Source organism: Helicobacter sp. 13S00401-1 (genome assembly GCF_002272925.1).
Taxonomy (GTDB): Bacteria; Campylobacterota; Campylobacteria; order Campylobacterales; family Helicobacteraceae; genus Helicobacter_I.
This window is the reverse complement of the sequence record NZ_MLAR01000003.1, coordinates 1-24,509: the sequence shown is the minus strand read 5'-3', so window position 1 is coordinate 24,509 and position 24,509 is coordinate 1. Positions and strand designations below refer to the sequence as shown.

Here is a 24,509-nt window from a genome sequence, read left to right as displayed (position 1 = left end):
TTTTGGAGTTTTTTAAATAAGTCTAGCTTTAAACACTAACCTCATAATGATAATAACTGTTATAATCCTACGATTCAAAAACAATAAGAAAGACTATATATGCAAGCAGCACAAGATACTACACAAGAGTGCGTAAGCACAGATCTTAAAGATGATATCTACTATGAAGTAGTTATAACTAGTGATGACTTAGAGGTGTTAGAGTTTTTTGGTATGGGGCTTTCTGAGACTGAAGGTATAGAGTTTTTAGAAGATAACATCTTAAAGCTACCTTAGCATATAGTAAATCCATCCCTTGAAAAAGCTATCTTTTATATCTAGCATGACCTTCATGTTATGTAGTAGTGTTTTTTTAAATGCTAGTGAAGCTAAAGATGCTACTAAAACAGATTCTATAAATACAGATGTTGCTAGTAAACCACAAAAGACCTCTTATGAAAAAGGCTGGGAGTTAAAACTTGAAAAGGTCTCTCTTAACTTTTCTCAGACCTCTTTAAATAATCAAAGATCTTATGTCTCTTTTAGAGATACTAATCTTACAGGTTTTTCTCAGCTAGTAGTTCAAGAGTACTCTAAATTTAATGTTGACTATCATGCTAGGTATTTTGTGATATTTAACTCTCTTAAGACTGAGTATGGAGTGACTTTTTTACGCCAGGCTAAAACTAGCATCATGAATGAGACTAGGGATAATATAGTCTTATCAAGTGACTATACTCAAAGGATATGGAAGGCTAATCTTTTTTTTGATAGAGCTGAGATAGGTCCTTTTGCAAGGCTAGGGTTTCAAACTGAGTTTACGCCTAGTACTCCAACTGGTCGTATAAGGATTTTAAATTTAAGTGGTGGGGTTAAGCTGTTTGAAGGAAAGTATATAGATAATATTTATTTATCACTTTTTGGCGAGCAAAACTTTACAGCCTCTCTTGCATATGAAGGTTTTGGTTGGAGGACTGGCTTTAATTTAAAGTATAAACTAAATGAAAAAGTAAACTTACTAGCAAATCTAAGTTTTAAAGACTACATCTTAAATACAGCCGCACCTAGTTTTAACCCTAAGTATCAACTAAGTGCTGATGTGAGTTTAGATTCCATACTTTTTGGGAATCTAAGTATTTCGCCGTTTTTAAGAGTTTATATGCTAAAAGGGCGATATATAAAAGATATAGGCAGTAACTTTTTGCTAGGAGTTAGTCTATCTTTTAGCCATACGTTAAAAAAGCCAGCTACTATAGCACTAGGTAGTGAGGGTTATACAAAAGCACTTTAAAAAGGATATAAAAAGATGCTAGTTTATGAGATAAAAGGAAAGCTTAAGGCAAGTACACTAAAAGGTAACCCTAAAGAGCTTAAAAAACACACTATTATCTGGAGGACTTCAAAAAGTCTAAAAGAGATAGAATCTATATTAAAAGACTATGAAAAAGAAGCACAAACTGACTTTCAAAAGAAAGATAGTTTTGAGTATGCTATCTATGAAAGTAAAAATATAGACTGGATAAAAGAGTATGAAGATAGTATAGAGCCTATAAGCGTAGGTGGTTTTTATATAAGACCTAGTTTTAAAAAGCCCTTAGCTGATAAGAACTTAACTGAGATAGTATTAGATCCTTCTTTAAGTTTTGGAAGTGGGCATCATGCTACTACTTTTATGTGTATAGAAGAGTTAGCAAAACTTGACTTAAAGGATAAAACTTTAATGGATGTAGGTTGTGGGAGTGGGATCTTAAGTCTTATAGCCACTAAACTTGGTGCAAAAGTAGAAGCTTGCGATACTGATGGTGAAGCACTTAATCAAACTAGGCTTAATTTTCATAAAAATGGTGAAAATTTACACAATTTATTCCAAGGAAGCATCACTAAAGGAGAAAAATTATCTTTTAGAGTATATGATGTAGTCGTAGCAAATATAGTCACAGATGTGATTTTGCTTTTGAAAAATGCTTTTTCAGAGATAACTAAAAAAGATTCCATTTTAATACTATCTGGAATCTTAGATGGAAGGCAAAAAGATGTAGTAGAAAGTTTTTCAGACTTCAGGCTTGAAAGTCAAGTCTGCAAGGATGAATGGGCATGTTTAAAACTTGTTAAAAGATAATATAATAAACAAAAACTAGATAAAAGGTATTAGATGAATGGTCCAAATGAAAAGAAACCTATGAATAAAAACCCATTATTGGTGTTTATCGTACTAGTTATAGTATTAGTCATTCTTTTTAAGATTTTTACACCAGGCGAAGGTGGCGGTATTTTTAGTGGCTTTGGAGGTGGAAATGCTGTTAGTAGAAATATCGATTATTCTGAGTTTAAAAACCTTGTAGAGGCAGGAAAGATAGATTCTGTCCAAATCGGTCAGACTACTATTAGAGCAAAAGGCGAAGAATCAGGCGTTAAGATGCTTTATACCACTAGAAGAGTTCAAGACTCAACTCTTGTTCCACTTTTAGATTCTAAGCATATCAAATATAGTGGTTACAATGAATCTAATTTCTTCACTGAGATTTTAGGTTGGTTGCTTCCTGTGTTTATCATCATAGCTTTTTGGCTTTTTATGGCAAGTCGTATGCAAAAGTCTATGGGTGGCGGAATCTTTGGTATGGGAAGCTCTAAAAAGCTAGTAAGTGGTGAGAGGCCTAATGTTAGATTTGATGACATGGCAGGAAACAAAGAGGCAAAAGAAGAAGTTGTTGAAGTAGTGGACTTTTTAAAATACCCTGATAGGTACTCACGCCTTGGAGCAAAGATCCCACGAGGAGTGCTTTTAGTAGGCCCTCCAGGAACTGGTAAGACGCTTTTAGCTAAAGCTGTTGCAGGTGAGGCAAGCGTTCCATTTTTCTCTATGAGTGGAAGTAGCTTTATAGAGATGTTTGTAGGGCTTGGTGCAAGCAGGGTTAGAGATCTTTTTGAGATGGCTAAGAAAGATGCACCTAGCATTATATTTATAGATGAGATAGATGCTATAGGTAAAAGTCGTGCTGCAGGAAGTATGGTAGGAGGTAATGATGAAAGAGAACAAACACTAAACCAACTTTTAGCTGAGATGGATGGGTTTAACTCTGATGTTGCCCCTGTTATAGTGCTAGCTGCAACTAACCGCCCTGAAGTACTAGACCCAGCCCTTCTTAGACCAGGACGTTTTGATAGGCAAGTGCTAGTTGATAAGCCTGATTTTAATGGAAGGGTAGAGATCTTAAAAGTGCACATTAAAGATGTAACTTTAGGACGTGATGTAGACTTACAAGAGATAGCTAAGCTTACAGCAGGGCTTGCAGGAGCTGACTTAGCAAATATCATTAATGAAGCTGCCCTTTTAGCTGGACGCTCTAACCAAAAAGAGGTTAATCAAGCCCAGCTTAAAGAAGCAGTAGAAAGAAGCATAGCCGGCTTAGAGAAAAAGTCTCGTAGAATCTCACCTAAAGAGAAAAAGATAGTTGCTTATCATGAAAGTGGACACGCAGTAATCTCAGAAATGACTGAAGGAAGTGACAGGGTTAATAAGGTCTCTATCATCCCTCGCGGTATGGCAGCCCTTGGTTACACGCTAAATACTCCAGATGAAAACAAATATTTGCTCCAAAAACATGAACTTATAGCTAAGGTTGATGTTTTATTAGGTGGGCGTGCTGCTGAAGAGGTTTTCTTAAAAGAAATCTCAACTGGTGCAAGTAACGATTTAGAGCGTGCAACTGATATCTTAAAGGCAATGATAAGCTACTACGGTATGACTGATGTAAGTGGGCTTATGGTGTTAGAAAAACCAAGAAATGCTTTCTTAGGTGGCGGTATGGGGCAAGCACGCGAGTTTAGCGAGCAAACTGCCCAGGCTATAGATGACTTCGTAAGAGGCACTTTGGATGAGCGCTATAAGTTTGTAAAACAGACTTTAGAAGACTACAGAGACGCTGTTGAAATCATGGTAAAAGAACTTTTTGATAAAGAAGTTATAGATGGCGCTAGAGTTAGAGAGATAATTTATAACTTCGAAACTGAAAAGGGCGTTGAAAAAAGTAGACTTATAGCAAGGGAAGATTGAGTAACTAAGATATGATGTACATAGTTAGGTGATTTCATATAAAGTAGTTATAAGATTTAGTAGTTGTTTTAAGAAAAAAGCTAGCTTTACAAGATAAAATGTAAAGTTACCCTTTCTTAAGCACCTACTTAAAAAGCTAGAAAGTCGTTCTCAAGGAGAAGATATGTTTTTAGAAAAAGAGGGGAAAGCAGGCGCTCTTGTCATACTAGTCTTGCTTTTTGTCTTTTTGTTTTTAAGCCTTTATACCATATCAATAATTATCTTTATATGTTTGCTAATCTGGCTTAAGCTTTTTAGTACAAGGGTTATACTACCTTCACAACCTGAAAATATTATAGCCCCTATTAATGGCATTATAAAAGATATAAAAACAGATTCTAGTTTTCATACTATTTATATAAAAACTAAAAATAGCTCTAGAATCTATGCTCCTTTTGACTTAAGTGATACTAAGGTAAGTCAAGTTCACGGGTTTAGTTTGTTTTATGGAGATGAAAATATTAGACCTATACTTAATAGTACAACTACACTAAAAGCTAACTACTTTGCTAGTTCTTGTGTAAGATCTATGGAGATAAGTATATATCCGGTATTTTTTAAGTCTGCAAACCTAACTATAACTAGGGATAATCCAAACTTTTTGGACAAGATAGGGTTTTTAAACCTTGGCTCATTAGTTATAAGACTTGATAGTAAAGAAACTTTAGCAGTAGCTATAGGAGATAGTTTAAAAGGGGGCGTAAGTCCTTTATTAAAACAAGATCATAAAAAGGATAGCAATGAAGATCAATCCACTTTACGTACTGCCTAATCTTTTCACAGCAGCTAGTATATTTTTCGCAGTTTTTGCAATCATACTCGCACATAATCAAAACTTTGTGCATGCTTGTTGGTTTATCTTACTTTCCATGGTCTTAGATGGACTTGATGGAAGGGTGGCAAGACTTACTAATACAGCTAGTAAGTTTGGAGTTGAGTTTGATTCCTTAGCTGATGTAGTAGCCTTTGGTGTGGCCCCTGCTATGGTTTTATACTTTTATGTGGGTGACTTTTATGGAAGATATGGTATAGCAATAAGCGCTCTTTTTACAGTACTTGGTGCTGTGAGATTAGCTAGATTTAACATATCTACTGGTAGTGAGCCTAACTCTTTTGTGGGCTTGCCTATACCTGGTGCTGCTGCAACTTTAGTGCTTTGGATACTTTTTGATAATCATGGAGACTATGGCTTTTTTAAAGGCAGTCTTTTTGAAACTCATGGCTACATACTTTTAATACTAGCTTTTATATGCGCTATTTTAATGGTAAGTAATATTCGCTATCCAAGCTTTAAAAAGTTTAAGTGGGACTTGAAGTCTTTTATCATAGTCATTATTTTGCTTGCCCTTATATTTGTACAGCCAGTTGTTACCTTAACAGTGTTAATGAGCCTTTATGTGCTTTATGGCATAGTGAGATGGATATTTATCATCTTTAGATACATAGTTTTTAAAACTAAAAAACACTAACCCTAGTAATAAAGTCTATAGGTACTAAAACTTAAATATGCGCTCTTTAAAGCAACCAAACTTAACAAAAGATTCCATATTTAAGCTTTTTTTACACTACTTTGTACCTATAACCTTTACCATGCTAGCAATGTCTAGCTACTCAGTTTTTGATGGCTACTTTGTAAGCCATAGGCTAGGTGATAAAGGCATAGCAGCTATAGGTGTTGCGTGGCCTTTTTTCCCTTTAATCATAGGCATATCTATAATGTTTGCCTTTGGGACTTCAGCCTTAACTAGCTTTTTTCTAGGCAAGAAAAAGCCTCAGATATCACGCATGATATTTAACACTAACTTTTATTTTCTTTTTGTTTTATCTTTAATAGTTGGAGGTGTTTGCTATCTTTTAACTGGTAAGATAGTTGCTGTCTTAGCTCCAAACTTAGATTCTATAACCTTTCATCTAAGTGTTGAGTACTTAAAAGTCATCTTTTTAGGCCTCTTTGCTTTGATGCTTCATCCTATGCTTGATATTAGCGTTATAAATGACAAGCGGCCACGGCTTGGTATGATTGCCATGATAACTGGTGCAGTTTTTAATATCATTTTGAACTACTACTTTTTATACATCCTAAACACAGGTATAGTAGGCTCAGCTTACGCTACTATCATAGGACATCTTATAGGCAGTGCTATTTTATTAAGCCACTTTATCTTAAGGAGAGGGGAAGTTTACTTTATCAAAGCTTTTAGATTCCGTATGGTTTTAAGGGCATTGAAATACGGCTTTCCACAAGCTATTAGCGAGTTTAGTGCTAGCTTTACTATGTGGCTTTATAACTACTTCTTACTCATAGTTGCAGGTAGTATAGGCGTAGCACTTTATGGGGCTACTTTATATACTGGCTTTATCTACTTTACGCTAGTTTTTGCTATCTCTCAAGGCTTGCAGCCTATCATTAGCTTTAATTACGGGGCTAGAGAGTTTATAAGACTAAGAAAGATACTTATCTTTGGTATAAAAGCTGCCATTAGTATATCTATCTTTATCTATATAGTAGTTTTTCTTTTTAGCCCTCTTTTAGTAAGGCTTTTCTTGCAAGATGATGCTTTAAGAAGTGAAGGTTTGCACGCTATGCATATCTACTTTATAGGCTACATATTCCTAGCTTTTAATCTTTTCATAGCAGTCTTCCTTCAAGCAACTCAGAGGGTTTATAGCTCTATAGTAGTCACTTTTTCTTATACGCTAGTTTTTGCAGCCATCATCATCCCTATTTTTGCTAAGTTTTTTGGCCTTTATGGAATCTGGTATAGCAATGTTATAGCACAGATTCTAAGTTTGATAGTGACAGTTGGTGTTTTGGTTTATGAGTTTAAAAGAGGTGTTTTACTAAAAGGCAAGGTTAAAAAAATAAGCTTGCTAGAGGATAAAAAGTGCTAGAACAAAGTGTTGTTAGTAAGCTTAGGGGAGCTAAAAATCTTTTAGCTTTTTCTGGCGGGCTAGATTCTAGTGCCTTGTTTTTTTTGCTTTTAAATGAAGACATAGACTTTGATATAGCCATAGTTGATTATGGTCTTAGGGAAGCTTCTAAACTTGAAGTAGCCTATGCACAAAGCTTGGCTAAGACTTATAAAAAAAAATGCTTTGTGTATAAGGCTAAAAGCATAGAATCTAACTTTGAAGCTAATGCTAGAAAGATTAGATATGAGTTTTTTTACTCTCTTATGTTTAAGCAAGGCTATTTAAATCTAATCTTAGCCCACCAGTTAAATGACAGATTAGAGTGGCTTTTTATGGGACTAAGTCGTGCCTTAGGTTTGAAGGGCTTAAGTGGTTTTAGTGCTTATGAATCTAGGGAGATAGAAAGTAAAGATAAGGCTAAGTTAATTTATATAGCAAGACCTTTATTAGATACTAGTAAAGATGAGATAAGCGAGTTTTTAAGCGCTCAAGATATTAAGCATTTTCTAGATGAAAGCAACCTTAAAGATGAATATTTACGTAACTTTTATAGACATAACTTTGCTACGCCTTTTTTAAATCTAGCAAAAGATCAGATAAAACAAAGTCTTAATCTTTTGGGTATGGAATCTAAACTACTTTATCCTAAGCCCTTAGTATGTAAGGATAGGGGGCTAAGCTACTTTAAGTCTAGTAGCTTACATGTAAATGTAGTTTTGCTTGATAGTCTTTTAAAGGCTTTTGGCTATCAGATGAGTTCTGCTCAAAGAAGGCTTTTAAAAGAGGCACTAGAATCTAAAAAAGATATCATCTTGGCTAATCACTTTATAGTAGCTTCAAATACTCACTTTATCTATCTTGCTAAGAGTTTAGATACTAAAGTTATCTTGCCTAAGGCGTTTAAAGATAAGTGCAGGAGGGAAGGCCTACCAGCTAAGATAAGACCTATAGTTTTCTTTCTTTATGGCGCATAAGCACTTTTTGGAATCTTTTTTAAGTATGTTTAGGCTTAAGTTATTACTTATTAAAAAAGTGAGGGCTTTTTGCTTTCATCTTTTTTATAAGGGCTATTATCTCATGGACTGAGTACTCTGCATCATCTTTTTCCTCGCCTAAAAGCTCCATATATCCCTCTAAAGCTTCTTGCATGTAGTCTTTTTTTACACCAGCAAAGTGAAGGCTAACTTGTAATAGATCAAAGATTTGTGCTTCTAGATCTCTTATCTCATCTTGCAAATCGTCATTTTGACTTAGTAGCTCTTGATAGAGCTTAGTTTGTTTGTCATCTTGTTCCATAGTCTTTTTCCTTTGGATATATTTTTAGCTTGTGAATAATATCAGATTGTATAAAAGTTTTGCTTTTTAAAAGCTAGTGTAGATTAAAACTTATTATCTATATTTATAGATTGGGTTTTTTCTGTCTTCATTTTTTCATAAGCTTGCATATATACTGGCTTATAGTTTTTATCAAAGCTAGCTTTTAAAAGCTTTTTATATTTAGTATCTATCTCTTCTTGAGAGATAAGACTTGCTACTTTAGGTTTGCTTGTAGCTAACTCTATAAAGGGGAGGGCAAAAAGTACTACACTTGCTGCTATAAGACTTTTTAAAGCAGTTTTTATATTAAAGTTTTTATGTCTTGTGATAAAAGGCTTTTGGAATCTATAGTAGCCATAGCCATTTCTTGCTTGATAAAAGCTAAGTAGTTTTAAGACGTCTTCTTTTTCTAAGTTAAGTAATTCTTCAACTGATCTAAAGGCTTTTAAGATTCCAGGGACATCTATTAGATCAAAGTAGTAAGTTTGGGGGTAGTGTCTTTGTATCTTTGTTAGCAAGTAGGCTAGGTCGTTTTGTTTGATAGTCTTTTCTCTTTTAGCAGTGTCTGCAAAGCTAAGACAGCCTTGCGTGTAGCCAAGCACTAAGAACTGAAGACTGTCTTGTATGATTATAGAGCAGTTATTAAAGGCAGTATGCAAGCTTCCAAGATGAGAAAACATAAAGATAGGGTTTATAAAATACATCTTATCTTTATAGCTATCTTGTAAATTTTGTATGTGGCCAGGTAAGGTGTAGTTAAGATGGCAGATATAGTTTTCACCTATCTTGTCAAATATTTTTATATCTAAGTGTTCATAAGCAAAGTCTTTATCAACTTCATAAGCCTTATAAAGTGCTAAGCTTTTAAAGTTACCTTTATACTCACAGTTTAAGTCTTTTTTGCTTACTTGTGCTTTTAATATCTTTAAGTCATTTATTCTTATAAAGGCTATGTGTTTGGTAAAAGATTTAGAAAAAAGTTTATTCGCAAGAATATTACAAAGTATTAAAAAACTTCTAGTTGTTTTGTTAAAGGGTTGCTTATCTTTAGTAAATACAAAAAGATCATTATAAGTAGGGATGGGCTTAAGACTATCAAGTGGTGCTTTTAAGTCTTTTTGCTTGTTTAAAGGAGGGTGTATAGGTAGTTCTACTAACAACTCATCGTCAATGCTTTCTTTAACGTCTTTGTAAAAGTTGTAGAACTTAAAGCGAAATAAAAATGCATAACAGTCTAAAAATGCATTTTGTAAGGCGTAGACCTTATTTAAAAGTTGTGCCGCCATCAACAACTATAGTTTGTCCAGTCATCCAGCCAGACTGAGTTTTATCACATAAGAAAAATGCTGCTCCTGCTAAGTCTTCAGGTGTACCCATGCGATTTAGCGGGCTTTGTTCTTCCACTTTTTCTTTTATAACTTCATAGTCTGGGAAAGCTCTTAGGGCATCTGTATCTATAGGTCCACCACTAACTGCATTTACTCTTATACCAAGCTCACCTAACTCAGTTGCAGCGTATTTAACCATAGTTTCAACCGCATTTTTTGAGTTACCATGACCTGCATAGTTTGGCATATAGACTAAATTCCCAGTTGAACTAAGAGTAACTATAGAGCCACCACCTACAAGTTTCATACGTTTTGTTGCTTCTTGGGCACCTACTACAAAGGCTAAAACTGTAGCTGTATAGATGTTGTTAAGTCCTTTTGGCTTTAAACGCATAAAAGGTGCAAAGCCGCCTGCTACACTTTTTCCATAAATGATTGCATTAGAGATAAAAAAGTCTACTCTATCAAAGTCTTTATCTATCTCTTCAAAAAGCTTTATGTACTGCTCAGGTTCTAAAACATTTAGTGGATAGAATCTCGCTTTTATTTTGTATTTAGATTCTAATTCACTAGCTATCTTTTTTGCCTCTTCTTCATGTTTGTTGTAGGTGAAGGCTACATTAACGCCATTTTCAGCGAACTTGTAAAGTATAGCCTTGCCGATCCCGCGAGTAGCCCCACTGATAACTAATGTTTTCCCTCTCATATAGTTCTTAGTGCCGTCTTCTGTCATAGTTGTACCTCATATTCTTTTAAAGTTTGTTCTAGTACCCTTAAGCATTCAACACTAGGATTGCACAGTGGAAGTCGGTACTCTAGGGTAGGCATTAATCCACTTAAATGCATAGCTGCTTTTATAGGAATTGGATTACTTTCATAAAATAAAGCTTTATTTATATCATAAAGCTTATTATTTATAGCTGAAGCCTGCTTCAAATCTAGCTTAGTTAGGTCTGATATCTCTTTAGGAAGCAAGTTTCCAGTAACTGAGATAACACCTTGACCACCTTGAAGTAGTATGGGAAGATTTAACATATCATCTCCACTCATGATTATAAATTCTGGCATCTTTATCCTCATAATCATGACTTTTTCTATAGAGCCACCAGCTTCTTTTATACCAAAGATGTTTTTAACTTTTGAAAGTCTTACTACAGTATCTACTTCTATATTAACCCCTGTTCTCCCGGGAACGTTATAAAGTAGTAGAGGGAGTTCTATACTTTCAGCTATAGCTTTATAGTGGAGATATAAGCCTTCTTGAGTTGGTTTATTATAGTAGGGAGTAACACATAAGATTCCATCTGCACCACACTTTTGTGCAAACTTAGCTAGGTCTATAGCTTCTTTAGTGCTATTACTCCCAGCACCAGCTAGCACTTTTACGTTAGTTCCATGTGCTTTATTATATGCCTTACAAGTTGCAACTGCTATCTCTATACACTCCATGTGTTCTTTATGGCTTAAAGTAGCACTTTCTCCAGTTGTTCCAACTGGCACGCAAGCATCCATACCATATCTCATCTGTCTTATGATTAGTTTTTCATAAGTTTGCGTGTCTATCTTGTCGTTTTTCAGTGGTGTGACAAGAGCACTCATAGCGCCAGTTATCATTCATCTTCCTTGTTTTGGGTAGAGTTTGGACTCATAGTGAGTGTTGTTAGATTATTACTTACAAAGTAGTAGTTTGCTACTCTTTGCAAGTCTTTTAAACTCACAGAGTTTACGTCTTTTATATAGTTTTTAAGATGTTTTAAAGAGCTATCTACATCTTTACTATTGCCACCACCTATAAAACTTGCAAATATACCAGCTAGTTTACTACTACTTTCAAAGCTATATGCAAAGTTTGCATTAATAGCAGCCCTAGCTTTTTCTAAGTCAGCTTCAGTGATCTTACCTTCTTTTATGTTTTGTATGACTTTTAAGATTTCATCTTTTGCTTCATCTGCTTTTTTATCTTTGTTCATAGTAGCTATTATAAAAAAGACACCGCCATGCTTTAACTTCATATTAAAGCTACTTATATCACTAGTTAGTTTTAACTCATCGCTTAACTTTTCATCTAGCAAAGATGAGTTAGTCCCACCTAGTATATAGCCTAGTACATCTAAGACAACCTTATCTTTATACTTTTCTTCTGCACTTCTTTTATCACTTATCTTAGAAGTCCTATAACCAAGTGCGAGATACTCTAAGCCGCCTGTGTATCTGTGGATATTAACTATCCTTTCTCCATCACTATCTGGTTCGTTTTCATAGAAAGCTGGAATCTCTTTTTTATTAGGTATTTTCCCAAAATACTCTTTAGTTTTTGCAAAAGCAACTTTTGGATCTATATCGCCTACTATTAAAACAGTTGCGTTTTTTGGTTGATAGTAGATGCTATGGAAGTGTTTTAGATCTTTTATATTCCAGTTAAGTATATCGCTATGAAATCCTATAGGTGTCCAGTGGTAGGGACTATAAACAAAGGCTGTATTAAAAAATCTAAAGTAAAGATAGCCAATAGGTGAATCTTCAGTTCTCCAAAGTCTTTCTTGCTCTACTACTTTTCTTTCAGTTTGAAACTCAGAATCTTTTAAAGTAAGATTGCCCATTAGTTCAGCAAAAAGCTTTAAAGAAGTATCTAGGTTACTAGAAGTTGACTTTATAAAGTAGCGTGTGTAGTCAAAACCAGTAGAGGCGTTATCAACCCCACCCATACGTTTTACTATAGAGTCAAACTCACCAGCTTTTAGATGCTTGCTAGACTTAAAGTTCATATGCTCTATCATGTGGGCTATACCACTTTTACCCATAGTCTCATCACCTGAGCCCACATTATAGATAACATCAGTTTCTATGACATTAGAGCCATTTCTTAAAGGCACTACGACTATATTTAGTCCATTTGATTGTAGTGTTTCTACCTGGTAAGGTAGGCTTACTGCCGCACTTAGAGCACTCATTAAAACTCCTATCATAATTACAAATCTCATCTTACATTAATCCCAATAACATCTTTTATATTAGAAAAGCCTTCTTCGCTTAAAAGCTTAGAAAGCTCACCATTTAGTCTTTTCATCACTCCAGGACCTTCATATATTATACTAGTTAGAATCTGAACTAATGATGCGCCATTTTTAAGTCTTTCTAAAATATCACTAGCAGTGCTTATCCCACCTACTGAGACTATGATACCTTCTTTAAAAAAGGCTTTGCCTAACTCTTTTAAAACTTCATTACTTTTAGTTTTTAAAATCTTGCCACTTAGGCCCCCAAAAGGCTCTCCATCTTTTAGTTTTGGACTAGAAACTAGTGAGTAGTCTATAGTTGTATTAGTAGCTATTAGTCCGCTTGCTGAGGCATTTAAAGCACTTTTGCAAACTTCAAGCATGGAATCTAAGTCCATATCAGGAGCTATTTTTAAAAAAGTTGGCTTAGTAGTGATACTTTTTGCCATATCAAAAAGCTCATTTACAAAATTTACATCTTGTAAGTTTCTTAAGCCTACAGTATTAGGTGAAGAGACATTAAAAATAAAGTAGTCTCCATAGTCTTTTGTAGCTTTTAGTGCTAGCTCATAAGCAGTTAGCGCATCTGCAAGGGCTATGTTTTTGTTCTTTCCTAAGTTTATGCCTAGTGGTATACAAAAGGGATATACTTTTTGTAAGTTTCTTATAACTGCTCTTGTGCCTATGTTATTAAAACCCATGGCATTTTGTAAGGAGTTAGATTCTACATGTCTAAAAAGTCTAGGTTTTGGGTTTCCATCTTGTGGGTTATGAGTGATGGTTCCAAGCTCTAGGTGAGAAAATCCTAGCGCTGCTAGACCTCTAACCATGGTAGCGTTTTTATCAAAGCCTGGTGCTAGTCCTATGGGATTATAAAATCTCATACCTAGTATTTCATTATCAAGATTAGCATGGTACTTACAAAAACTTGAAGCGAGCATATTTTCTATCAAGGGAGCGTAGCTAACACCAGCTAGCGTTTTTTCCACTAATGTGTGAGCGCGTTCTGGGTCTAGTTTAAATATATATGGTCTGATCTTTTTATAAAAACTCACATATAGCCTTGTTTAATTTTCTTACCCTTAGATTCTATCATAGTAAGTATCATTATAGTAATCTTTTACTCTATATAGATTCCATCAAAGCAGGCTTTGCAAAACTCACTCTTGCACTCACTAGGTTTAGCTTCTTTAATACCGCTAAGTGCTTCTTCCATACCCTCTAAGCTTAAAAAGCCTAGGCTATCAGCGTGAAGGTATTCTTTTACTTCTTCTAAGCTTTTATTAGCACAGATTAGTTCTTCTTTATTAGGCGTATCTACGCCGTAGTAGCATGGACTTATAGTTTGAGGAGCAGCTATTAAAAGATGTACTTCTTTAGCTCCAGCATTTCTTAAAAGTCTAACTATAGCTTTTGAAGTAGTCCCACGAACTAAAGAGTCATCTATAACTATCACTTTTTTATCTTTTATGATTTCTTTTATAGGGTTTAGTTTTAGTCTTACTTTAAGTTCACGCAAGGACTGAGTTGGCTCTATAAAAGTCCTGCCTACATAGTGGTTTCTAATCAAACCTAACTCAAAAGGAATCTTAGATTCTATACTATAGCCTAGGGCAGCTGCTATACCGCTATCTGGCACAGGCACTACCATATCAGCCTCTATCTTATGCTCTCTTGCAAGCTCTCTTCCTAAAGCCTTTCGTACCTCATAAACGCTTCTTCCAAACACTAAACTATCAGGTCTTGAAAAGTAGACATATTCAAAGATGCAAGGCTTACTTGGAGTGCTTTCATCAAACATAGTACTTACAAATCTAGCCTCGTGTATTGCTTCCATCTTATTTCTTTCAAAGATTAAAAGCTCTCCAGGTTTTACATCTCTTATAAACTTTGCATTTATTAGATCAAAAGCACAAGTCTCACTAGCTACTACGTAGCCTTTTGTCCCATCTTCATTATCAAGCTGGGCTAGTGAAAGTGGCCTAAGACCAAATCTATCTCGCAAAGCAAACATTTTAGAGCGACTTATAAACACTAAAGCAAATGCACCTTTAAGCATCTTTATAGCTTCCATGATTCTAGCTGTTAGGTTATCTTGCTTGCTTCTTGCTATAAGGTGGAGTATGACTTCAGTATCTAGCTGACTTTGAAAGATAGCGCCCTCACGAGTTAGCATCTCTCTAAGTTCTAAGGCATTAGTTATATTGCCATTATGGGCTATGGAAAACTCACCTAAGTTATATCTTGCAAAAAGAGGTTGGGAATCTGCAAGAGAGTTATCTCCTGCTGTTGAGTAGCGATTATGTCCTATGGCACTAAAACCAGTTAGGGCTTTTAAGGTATCTTTTTTAAAAACTTCAGTCACTAAACCGCTATCTTTAAAAGTTGCTATATCATGACCGTTACTTACACTTATACCACTTGCTTCTTGACCTCTATGTTGCATGGCAAAAAGTGTGTAGTAAGCAAGGTTAGCAGCATGGTTTGAGTTATAGATCCCAGTTACGGCACACTTTTCTTTCAAAGTGTCCATATCGTTTAAATTATCTCTCATTATAAGGTCTTTTTAAGTGGAGTTTTAGGCGCTTAATTCTAACATGATTTACTTTACTTACTATTATTTGGCTTGATTAAGACTTACTAAAACGCCTTCGATTATAGAATCTATTTCTCCATCAAGTATGGCCTGGGTGTTAGAGTAAGCAAGATTGCTTCTTACATCTTTTACTTGCTGATAGGGTGCTAAGACATAGCTTCTTATTTGATAGCCAAAGCCCATCTCGCTTTTATCATTACTATTAGCTCTATCAACGTTTTTTTGCTTTTCTAGTGCGTAGAGTTTTGAAGTTAGCATTTTTAAGGCAGTGGCTTTGTTTTTGTGCTGAGATCTGTCATTTTGACACTGCACTACTATGCCAGTTTTAAGGTGGGTTATCCTTATAGCAGACTCAGTTTTATTAACATGCTGACCACCTGCACCACTTGCCCTATAAGTATCTATCCTTATATCTTTATCTAAGATCTCTATATCTATATTATCATCTAGCTCAGGGCTTACTTGCACACTTGCAAAGGAAGTGTGACGCTTAGCATTAGAATCAAAAGGAGATATCCTAACTAGTCTATGCACGCCAGATTCTACTTTGGCATAGCCATAAGCGTTCTCCCCTCTTATGATAAAACTTGCTCCTTTAAGACCGGCTTCTTCGCCTTCTTGATAGTCTAAAAGCTCTAGCTTAAATCCACGACGCTGCGCCCATCTTACATACATCCTATAAAGCATCAAACACCAGTCCATGCTTTCAGTCCCGCCAGCTCCAGGCTGTATGGTAAAGATGGCATTCATAGAATCTAGTTCATCACTAAGCATAACTTTTATCTCTAAGTCTTTTATGGTGTTAGTAAGATTCTCACTATCTATATATAAAAGCTCTAAAGTATCATTATCTTCACTGCTTAAGGATAACTCATAAAGCTCACTTGCATCTTGTAAATTAGTAGTAGCAAGATTATAAGCATTTAGCAAAAGACTTAGTCTTTGTTTTTCTTTTAAAAGTTTTGAAGCAAGGGTAGCATCTTCCCAAAAGTCTTCCTTGCTTGATCTAGATTCTATTTCCTCTAGTCTTTTTTTTAGGTTTGTTGGGTTTACTATCTTTTCTATATTTGCACATTTAGTGCTTAACCCTTTTAAAAGCTCGCCGTATTCATAAGAATCCATTTTTTTACATCCTTTAAAGTTGCCTTGTAAGTTTTGGCTTATTTTACTAAAGTTAGTGAATGTGTTTTTACAATGGGCTTTATAAATTATGTCTTTTAAAAGGAGTAAGCATGAAAGAAAAGATTAATAGACGAGGTGTTTTAAAGGCTTCTACCCTGCTAGCCTTTGCCCCTTTAGCAAAGACTTTTTTAGGAAGCTCTCTTTTAGCTAGTGATAATACTTTAGAAGAAAGTTTTAAGGGTTGGGATTCTAAAAAAGCTTTTAGCATAGATCCTGCAACTTTTAAGTATCTAACAAGTGTGGATAAAAGATATCTTTCTTATAACATAGAGATGGTAGAGATAGTTGGCGGGAAGTTTTGGGCACCTTATAAAGATCTAGATTCTAAGATCACAAGCACAAACTTAAGTCATGATAACTCTAATCTTTATAAGGCCTTAAAGCCCCTAGATTTGCAAAATGAAAAGTTGCGCATGCTAGCTAGTAGCCTAGGGAAAACTTACGTAAGAGTTAGTGGAACCTGGGCTAATACAATCTATTTTCAAGATGATGATAAACCTAAACTAAAAAGCCCTCCAAAAGGTTTTGAAAACGTTCTAACAAGAAAGGAGTGGAAAGGAGTTATAGACTTTATTAAAGCAACTAACTCTAAGCTAGTTACTTCTTTTGCTATAAGCTCTGGTACTAGGGATAAAGATGGAATCTGGACGCCTAAAGAAGCTATCAAGATAGCAAACTACACTAAAAAGCTAGGTGGTAAGATAGCAGCAGCTGAGTTTTTTAACGAGCCTAATTTATTAAGCGTAAGTGGCGCTCCTAAGGGCTATAATGCACAATCTTTTGCTAATGATATAGCAGTATTTACTAAGTTTGTTAAAGCTAATCTTCCTAGGATGATAACTTTAGGGCCAGGCTGTGTGGGTGAGGGTGGCGCACTTCCTGCTAATATGAGTGAGCTTAGTAGCAAAGATTTATTAAGTGCTAAGCCAAATCCTAAGTTTGATGCTTTTTCTTATCACTACTATGGTGCAGCTTCGATGCGTTGTGTAGGAGAGGGTAAAGAAGGAGGCACGTCTTTAAAAGACGCCTTAAGTTTTACTTGGCTAGATAAGAGTGAGCATGTGGCTAGATTTTATAGCAAGCTTAGGGATGAGTTTATGCCAAAAGCCCCTCTTTGGGTCACAGAGACAGCTGATAGTGCTTGTGGTGGGAATCCATGGGCTAGTACTTTTTATGATACTTTTAGATTCTTAAATCAACTAGGAAGCCTAGCAAAGGCTGGAGTAAAGGTAGTTATGCATAATACTTTGTGTGCTAGTGAGTATGGACTGCTTGACTATGAGACTTATGAGCCACGTCCAAACTACTATGCTGCCCTTCTTTGGCAAAAGCTTATGGGAGAAAAAGTTTATGAAGTAGATATAAAAGAGCCTAGCCTTAGAATCTATGCTCATAGTCTTAAAGGCACTACACAAGGCAGGGTGATGATGATTATAAACCCAACTGAAAGGATTCATACTTTTGATTTTAAAAAAGCTGGTGAGATTTATGTCCTAGCCCCTAGTCCTTATCACTCAAATGACCCTTATAAAACTATGCAAAATGGTCAAGTTAGCCTTAATGGTGTGCCTTTAGGACTTAAAGATGACAAGCTTCTAGAGCTAAAAGGCAGCCCTTTAAAAGCAGGCAGAATCTCTATACTTCCTTATGCTATAAGTTTCATAAGTTTTAAAGATATATGAGCATAGGCTAGGTGCTTTTGCTTATGTAAAAAGTATTTAATAAAGTAAAAGTTAACTTTTATGATTTATGTTTACATTTTATAACACTAGATTCTATTAAAGTTTAGGTATATACAAGATTAATTTTACTTTTTATATTTTATTTACCATCATAGTTACTTTTGCTTTAGAATGACTGCATTTCACATTTATAGGGAAAGGATAAGTTATGTTGATAAAAAGACCAAAAAGCTATGATATTAAAGATAGCGATCTAACAAGTATAGAAAACTATGAGAGACGAGAAAGCATAATGAAAGCCTTAGCAGTTGGTGGTTTGCTAGTACCACTAACTAGCTCCTTATATGCAGCATCTACTGCTGAAAAAAGCGACTTTATAAAAAGAAAGTTTATATATTCAAAAGACCCACACTTCCCAGTCTCAGCACTAACTCCACCTTCCTTAACCCCTGAAAGAAAGGCTGAAACTTATAATAACTACTATGAGTTTGGAGTGCAAAAAGAAGATCCTTCTTCAAGTGCTGCTGCTAAAGAAGTTTTTAGTAAAGCTAAACTTGATCCTTGGAGTGTTGTTATAGATGGCTTAGTAGAAAAGCCAGTAAAACTTAGCCTAGAAACCATAGTTGCTAAGATGCCTTTAGTTGAAAGAAACTATCACTTTAGATGTGTTGAAGCATGGAGTATGAACCTGCCTTATATGGGTTTTAGACTTAAAGACTTGCTAGCTGTAGTTAAGCCTTTAAGTAGTGCAAAGTATGTTCACTTTGAAACTATAGTAGACCCTGATATGCCAGCTGTAAAGTCCCCAGGTATAGCTGGTGGGATAAAGTTTCCTTATACTGAAGGCTTAAGACTAGATGAAGCTTATAATGACTTAACTTTAATGGCTATAGGACTTTATGGTAAAGCTCTCTTGCCTCAAAATGGTGCTCCATTAAGATTGATAGTGCCTTGGAAGTATGGCTTTAAGTCTATAAAAAGCATAGTTAGAATCTCTTTTGTAGATAAACTTCCTAGTACTATGTGGGTTAGTTTAGCTAGTGATGAGTATGGATTCTATGCTAATGTTAATCCAAATGTGCCACATCCTAGATGGTCTCAAGCTACTGAAAATTATATAGGTGATAGCTTCTTTAATGAGCGCATACCTACTAAGATGTTTAATGGTTATGGTGAAGAAGTTGCCATGATGTATAAAGGCATGGATTTAACTAAAAACTTTTAGCTTTTTCTTTTAATATTTTTTTTCTTCTCCCACTAAGTTATCCTAGATACTAGGGTTTTTATCAAACCCTAGAAAGCTAATCATATACATTTTTGCCAATTTAGGTAAGTTATATGTTTACCTAAATTTTTTACCAAAAGAGTGGTTTTTGCCTATTACGATACGTATGTAGATAAAAAATGTTTTTATTGGTAAAAAATATTTAACTGAATTTGAATAAAAATTAAAAATTGTGTAGAAAAATTAACTATTAGAATACTTTTATAGCTAAAAGCCATTATAATTAACGCATATCTTTAATTTAAGGAATGATGGAATGAAGAAAATAGTCCTAGTGTTTTTAGCTTTAGTAGGCCTGATGTTTGCGGCGGATAATGTTATGTATCCTACAACAGTTAAGTCTCTTTATCAAAAAGGAAGCGACAAAGTAGTTGGTAGATTACTCCCAACTTCAGCAGTTAAGATGATAAAGCAAGAAGGTAAAAAAGACCTTATACAGATAGAAGGTTACTCTCAAGAGGGTGTAGATAATGCTATCTATTATGCAATCAATAGAAGAATCTTAGTTGCTGGTCTTGCAAAAAGTGCAAATATCCAAGTTAAAAAAGTAAAAGAGATTAATGATAAAGAAAGCGGTAAAAAATGGTATAAAGTAGAAGTTCAACTTTACACTGATAGTGGCAACTTCTCTAAAGATGTTCAGTCTTTATACTCTAAAGCAAAAGCACTTTATGGTGAAAACTGCTCAATTTGCCACGGCTTACACGCTACAAAAGAGTTTAATGCTAATCAATGGCCAGGTGTTGTAGATTCTATGTTCCCAAGAACTGGTATCCCAAAAGAAGACAAATACCTTTTAGTTCAATACCTTCAAAAAAATGCTAGCGATATGCCAGGAACTAACACAAAATAAGTTAAGCGCATAAAGCAAAACTACAATCAAAAGACATACATAAAGCAAGTTTTCAATCTTAAGGCTCTATCTTTTAAGAAAGATAGCCTTAAGCATTCACAACATCTATTAAATTCAACAACAGGAGAAACAATGACAGAAAAAATCAGCAGACGTACGGTCTTAAAAGCAAGCGCATTATTTGCCATGGTGCCTATGGCTCAAGGTCTTTTTGGAGGCACTTTAAGTGCTAAAGAAAAGATGGCAAATGTAGCAGGCAAAAAGTTCACTAGCGAGCTAGTCCAAAATGGTGAAGTTATAACAGGTGCTCACTGGGGCGTGTTAAAAGTTACCATTAAAGACGGAAAGATAGTTAAGTCTGAATCTGGCGTTGAAAGAAAGATGGAAAACCCTATGCAAAAATACATAGGAGACATGGTTTATACAGAATCAAGAGTTAGATACCCTATGGTAAGAAAATCTTATCTTGAAAATCCTCTCTCACCAAAGCCTGAGCTTAGAGGCGGAGATGAGTGGGTTAGAGTAAGCTATGACAAAGCTATCAAGCTAATAGCTGATGCTATAAGACGCACTAGAAAAGAAAAAGGAAGTGAAGGGATCTTTGCTGGAAGTTATGGCTGGAAAAGCAGTGGTAACGTCCATAGTTGCAGGGCTTTACTTCAAAGATTCCTAGGGATGACTGGTGGTTTTTCCGGTATAACAGGAGACTACTCAACTGGAGCATCTCAAGTTATCATGCCTTATGTTGTAGGAAGCATAGAAGTTTATGAGCAACAAACTGTATGGCCTTTAGTTTTAAGTGATTCTAAAGTAGTAGTTATATGGGGATCTAACCCGCTTTTAACTCTTAGAATCTCTTTTGCAGTAAGTGATGGCTTAGGTGCAGACTTCTTAGCACAACTTAAAAATAGTGGTAAAAAGATAATCTTCATAGACCCAGTTAGAAATGAAACTTGTAAGCTGCTAGATGCAGAGTGGATAGCACCAGTTCCTCACTCAGATGTTCCTTTGATGCTTGGTATCATGCACACTATGTATACAACAGGTAAGTACAACAAAGACTTTATAGCTAACTATACTGAAGGCTTTGATAAGTTTTTACCTTACATGTTAGGTAAAACTGATGGCGTAGTAAAAGATGCTGCTTGGGCATCTAAGATCTCAGGTATAAAAGTAGATGTTATAAAAGATCTAGCTAAAACTTTCTATGAAAATAGAACTATGCTTATGAGTGGTTGGTCTATGCAGAGAGCACATCACGGTGAGCAACCTCACTGGATGCTGGTAACTCTAGCTTCTATGATAGGGCAAATCGGTCTTCCAGGTGGAGGCTTTGGTCTAGCTTACCACTATGCAAACTCTGGTGTTCCTACTAGAAAGTCAGCAGTTATTGGCGGTATGAATACAGCAGGCCACTCAGCAAAAGTAGCCTTCCCAGTAGCGCGTATTGCCGATGCTCTTTTAAACCCGGGCAAGACTATTGATGCTAATGGTCACAAAGTAACTTATCCAGATATAGATATGATTTACTGGGTAGGGGGGAATCCTATAGTTCATCACCAAAACACTAACAACAACTTGAAAGCTTGGAGAAAGCCTCATACTGTAGTTGTTAATGAAGCCTACTGGACCCCAACTGCAAGATATGCAGATATAGTTATGCCAGTTACTACAGAGTATGAAAGAAATGACATCTCTATGGTAGGGGACTTTTCAAATATCATGATAACTCCTATGAAAGCCCTTGTAAAAAGACAGTTTGAAAGCGTAGATGACTATGATGTATTTAGCTCACTAGCTAAAGAGTTTGGCGTTTATGATGAGTTCACTGGTAATGGCAAAGATGAGTTTGGTTGGATAGAAGAGTTTTACAATGGCGCTTTAAAACAAGCTAAGGCTCAACACATCCCTATGCCAGAGTTTAAAGAGTTTTGGGAGAAAAATAAGCCTGTACAGTTTGAAGAATCTCAAGAAGGCGAAGAGTTTGTAAGGTACGCTAACTTTATAGAAGATCCTATCTTAAATCCACTAGGAACACCAAGTGGTAAGATAGAAATCTACTCTGAAAAAATCGCTAGCTTTAAATACGATGACTGCCGCCCTTATCCTTCATGGTTTGAGCCAGCTGAGTGGCTAGGTATGAAAAACAAACCTGCAGAGTTTCACATGGTAAGTCCTCACAGTGGCTATAGACTTCACTCTCAGCTATCTCAAACTAAGTTAAGAGATGTTTATGCTATAGCAGGACGCGAACCTATATGGATAAATGAAGAAGATGCTAAAGAAAAAGGTATCAAAAACGGTGACTTAGTAAGAGTATTTAACGCAAGAGGTGAAGTACTAGCAGGTGCTTATGTAACTAAAGATATCTCTAGAAAAGTAGTTAGACTAAGTGAAGGTGTTTGGTATGACCCAGTAAAACCGGGGAAAATTGGCTCACTTTGCAAAAATGGCTGTCCAAACATCCTAACTCTTGATATACCAACTTCAAAACTAGCTAATGCAAACTGTGCTAACACCGCCCTAGTAAATATTGAAAAATACAAAGGCAAAGCTAGCCCAGTAGATGTGTTTAAACAACCTAAAAAGATGAAAATCTAACATCTTTATTTTAAGCCTTTAGATACAGAATCTTAAAAAGATTCTGTATCTTTTTTCTACCTAAGCCCTTATCTTAGAAACTAGGGCTTAAACTTTTTACCCTTGCTGTACATCATAACTTCTCACTTATATATTAATCTTGCCATAACTCTATAACCTTATTTATCTCATTACCACTTACATGTTTTGTATATATTTGATGGTGTGTTATTAAGAATTTATAAGTTGTTAATAAATAAAAAAGGCTAGTAGCCTTAAAGTCTTTGTCACTAATAAAGACTTAAAGAGTTACTAGCCAGGCGATCTTAAAAAAAGCAAAGAGTTTTAAGAGTTTAAAAGTAAGCCTTAACATACAAATGGCTACTTTTAGTTCTTTTAAAACTTTTATCCCACCCACCCAAACCCAAATATTTTATATCTATCTCTTAGTTACCAAAGTAGTAAGCATAATCAAGTGTGATATCACTACTTGCTATGCCTTGAACTGTATTTCTAAAGTAGTATTGATACTCTAGTGATAAGGCTTGATGTTTTCCAAAAAATGCTATTAAACCAACCTTAGCAGTAGGCAAGATGATAGGAGTGTTTTTAAGCCTTGTTTCTCTGTCTTGTGCTTCCTTAGCAGCTACTATCCTACGGTTATTGATTAAGCTTTGTATATAGTTGATCAAATTATTAGCATTGGCTAAATTAGTATTAGCAAGCTTTTGTCTATTGGTTGCATCAGTCTCATCCTTTTGGGCTTGATTCATAGCATTAGTAGCGTCTGTTTGTTGCTGTAAGGCTGCAGCTTTAGCAGCAGTTGCCTTAGCTAGTGCTTCATTAGCTGCTTGTAAGTTACTTTTAGCTGTTGCTAAGCTAGTGTTATGTTGTTGTAAATTTGAATTTTGAGTTTTTAAAGTATTTTGTTGAGTATTAAGAGTTTGTGTTAGATTAGTTATATCAGCTTGTGCCTTTGCTACTTGTGCTTGTGCTGCAGAGAGGGCAGATTCTGCATTTTGAACATTTTGATTTGCTGCTTTAACTGCATTTTGTAAGTTTGCGTGTATTGTTTGTTCATTACCAAAATCTCTATTAGCTATAGTATTTGAGTTTTGAGCGATCATTGCGCCTGCATCATTTGGATCATTCCCAACACTTCCATTATTACCATAGAAGTCAGCTTGCTGTTGCCACTTAGATGCAGCTGCTAGCTTGCTATTATAAGTAGGCGTTTCTGCATCTAGTGCACTTTGAGCCTGAGCAAGTGCTGCTTGTTTTGCTTGTGCAGTGCTTTGCAAGGAGTTTAAATCTGTATTTTTAATTGTGTTTTGATTACTAGTTATTCCACTATTAGTAGTGTTTATCTGACTTGTTATACTCGCTATAGCTTTATTATCTAAATCAACAAGAGAGCTATATTGAGAAATATTTGAGTTTGCATTATTTACTTGACCATTTGCAGAGTTTATATCTAAGATAGCCTTAGTTTCATTTTGCCCAGCAGTACTTAGATTGCTAGCTGCAGTGCCAAATGCACTAACTGCATTATTGTAGTCAGCTTTTGCTGTTTTTAAATCTTCATTATATTTATCTGCTAAAGCCTGTGCTTTCACAAGGGCGGCATTTAACTCTTCTAAACTGCTATTAGAATCTAAAGTAGTATTAGTACTAGTTGTACTTCCTACTGTAGTAGCACTTATAG

General features: G+C 35.3%; 21 protein-coding genes. 12 read left to right on the top strand and 9 right to left on the bottom strand.

Annotation, left to right across the window (positions count from 1 at the left end):
- Nucleotides 1-99 precede the first annotated feature (99 nt).
- From BKH43_RS08465 to tilS, 8 genes are all read left to right on the top strand, one after another.
- Nucleotides 100-276: a hypothetical protein gene (locus tag BKH43_RS08465; protein ID WP_172402294.1), complete on the top strand. Its 177-nt coding sequence runs from the start codon at nt 100-102 to the stop codon at nt 274-276.
- A 55-nt stretch (nt 277-331) separates the two neighbouring features.
- Nucleotides 332-1,270, top strand: a complete 939-nt coding sequence (locus BKH43_RS02330) for a hypothetical protein (RefSeq protein ID WP_095228149.1) — start codon at nt 332-334, stop codon at nt 1,268-1,270.
- 15 nt (nt 1,271-1,285) lie between these two features.
- On the top strand, nt 1,286-2,098 hold the full coding sequence (gene prmA / locus BKH43_RS02325) for a 50S ribosomal protein L11 methyltransferase (RefSeq protein WP_095228147.1): 813 nt from the start codon (nt 1,286-1,288) through the stop codon (nt 2,096-2,098).
- Nucleotides 2,099-2,131: 33 nt separating this feature from the next.
- The gene (gene ftsH, locus BKH43_RS02320) at nt 2,132-4,033 is read left to right on the top strand and encodes an ATP-dependent zinc metalloprotease FtsH (RefSeq protein WP_095228145.1); all 1,902 of its coding nucleotides are present in this window, start codon (nt 2,132-2,134) and stop codon (nt 4,031-4,033) included.
- A gap of 163 nt (nt 4,034-4,196) precedes the next feature.
- The gene (locus BKH43_RS02315) at nt 4,197-4,844 is read left to right on the top strand and encodes a hypothetical protein (protein WP_095228143.1); all 648 of its coding nucleotides are present in this window, start codon (nt 4,197-4,199) and stop codon (nt 4,842-4,844) included.
- Nucleotides 4,813-5,541, top strand: a complete 729-nt coding sequence (gene pssA / locus BKH43_RS02310) for a CDP-diacylglycerol--serine O-phosphatidyltransferase (RefSeq protein ID WP_095228140.1) — start codon at nt 4,813-4,815, stop codon at nt 5,539-5,541. Before BKH43_RS02315 ends, pssA begins: the two co-directional genes overlap by 32 nt.
- A gap of 37 nt (nt 5,542-5,578) precedes the next feature.
- Nucleotides 5,579-6,964: an MATE family efflux transporter gene (locus BKH43_RS02305; protein ID WP_095228138.1), complete on the top strand. Its 1,386-nt coding sequence runs from the start codon at nt 5,579-5,581 to the stop codon at nt 6,962-6,964.
- Nucleotides 6,958-7,959, top strand: a complete 1,002-nt coding sequence (gene tilS, locus BKH43_RS02300) for a tRNA lysidine(34) synthetase TilS (RefSeq protein WP_095228136.1) — start codon at nt 6,958-6,960, stop codon at nt 7,957-7,959. Before BKH43_RS02305 ends, tilS begins: the two co-directional genes overlap by 7 nt.
- 43 nt (nt 7,960-8,002) lie before the next feature.
- On the opposite strand, the gene BKH43_RS02295 is transcribed toward tilS, so the two are convergent.
- The 8 genes from BKH43_RS02295 to prfB all read right to left on the bottom strand — a co-directional run bounded on the left by BKH43_RS02295 (nt 8,003) and on the right by prfB (nt 16,344).
- On the bottom strand, nt 8,003-8,281 hold the full coding sequence (locus tag BKH43_RS02295) for a hypothetical protein (protein WP_095228134.1): 279 nt from the start codon (nt 8,279-8,281) through the stop codon (nt 8,003-8,005).
- 83 nt (nt 8,282-8,364) lie between these two features.
- Nucleotides 8,365-9,588, bottom strand: coding sequence for a hypothetical protein (locus BKH43_RS02290; RefSeq protein ID WP_095228132.1), 1,224 nt, complete (start codon nt 9,586-9,588; stop codon nt 8,365-8,367).
- Nucleotides 9,566-10,363 (bottom strand): enoyl-ACP reductase, encoded by a 798-nt coding sequence (locus BKH43_RS02285; protein WP_095228129.1) that lies wholly within the window; start codon nt 10,361-10,363, stop codon nt 9,566-9,568. Before BKH43_RS02285 ends, BKH43_RS02290 begins: the two co-directional genes overlap by 23 nt.
- Entirely contained in the window at nt 10,360-11,244 is an 885-nt protein-coding gene (dapA, locus tag BKH43_RS02280; protein ID WP_095228127.1) for a 4-hydroxy-tetrahydrodipicolinate synthase, read from the bottom strand. The genes BKH43_RS02285 and dapA overlap by 4 nt, the downstream gene beginning before the upstream one ends.
- Nucleotides 11,241-12,581 carry a pitrilysin family protein gene (locus tag BKH43_RS02275; RefSeq protein WP_095228125.1) on the bottom strand — a complete coding sequence of 447 codons (1,341 nt, stop codon included), beginning with the start codon at nt 12,579-12,581 and terminating at the stop codon, nt 11,241-11,243. The genes dapA and BKH43_RS02275 overlap by 4 nt, the downstream gene beginning before the upstream one ends.
- A gap of 26 nt (nt 12,582-12,607) precedes the next feature.
- Nucleotides 12,608-13,681 carry a dihydroorotate dehydrogenase (quinone) gene (gene pyrD / locus BKH43_RS02270; RefSeq protein WP_095228121.1) on the bottom strand — a complete coding sequence of 358 codons (1,074 nt, stop codon included), beginning with the start codon at nt 13,679-13,681 and terminating at the stop codon, nt 12,608-12,610.
- Nucleotides 13,682-13,746: 65 nt separating this feature from the next.
- The gene (gene purF, locus BKH43_RS02265) at nt 13,747-15,180 is read right to left on the bottom strand and encodes an amidophosphoribosyltransferase (protein WP_253248024.1); all 1,434 of its coding nucleotides are present in this window, start codon (nt 15,178-15,180) and stop codon (nt 13,747-13,749) included.
- Nucleotides 15,181-15,243: 63 nt separating this feature from the next.
- Entirely contained in the window at nt 15,244-16,344 is a 1,101-nt protein-coding gene (prfB, locus tag BKH43_RS02260) for a peptide chain release factor 2 (protein ID WP_095228119.1), read from the bottom strand.
- A 110-nt stretch (nt 16,345-16,454) separates the two neighbouring features.
- Here prfB and BKH43_RS02255 point away from each other — a divergent pair, with 110 nt between their 5' ends.
- The 4 genes from BKH43_RS02255 (at nt 16,455) to BKH43_RS02240 (ending at nt 22,825) form a co-directional block, all read left to right on the top strand.
- The gene (locus BKH43_RS02255; RefSeq protein WP_172402293.1) at nt 16,455-18,086 is read left to right on the top strand and encodes a hypothetical protein; all 1,632 of its coding nucleotides are present in this window, start codon (nt 16,455-16,457) and stop codon (nt 18,084-18,086) included.
- A 208-nt stretch (nt 18,087-18,294) separates the two neighbouring features.
- The gene (gene msrP, locus BKH43_RS02250; RefSeq protein ID WP_095228115.1) at nt 18,295-19,311 is read left to right on the top strand and encodes a protein-methionine-sulfoxide reductase catalytic subunit MsrP; all 1,017 of its coding nucleotides are present in this window, start codon (nt 18,295-18,297) and stop codon (nt 19,309-19,311) included.
- A 316-nt stretch (nt 19,312-19,627) separates the two neighbouring features.
- Nucleotides 19,628-20,224 (top strand): hypothetical protein, encoded by a 597-nt coding sequence (locus tag BKH43_RS02245; RefSeq protein ID WP_095228113.1) that lies wholly within the window; start codon nt 19,628-19,630, stop codon nt 20,222-20,224.
- A gap of 132 nt (nt 20,225-20,356) precedes the next feature.
- The gene (locus tag BKH43_RS02240) at nt 20,357-22,825 is read left to right on the top strand and encodes a molybdopterin guanine dinucleotide-containing S/N-oxide reductase (RefSeq protein WP_095228111.1); all 2,469 of its coding nucleotides are present in this window, start codon (nt 20,357-20,359) and stop codon (nt 22,823-22,825) included.
- A 425-nt stretch (nt 22,826-23,250) separates the two neighbouring features.
- Here the strand turns inward: BKH43_RS02240 and BKH43_RS08460 are convergent.
- Nucleotides 23,251-24,509: hypothetical protein (locus tag BKH43_RS08460; protein ID WP_172402292.1), on the bottom strand; the 1,259-nt coding region annotated here is incomplete at its 5' end.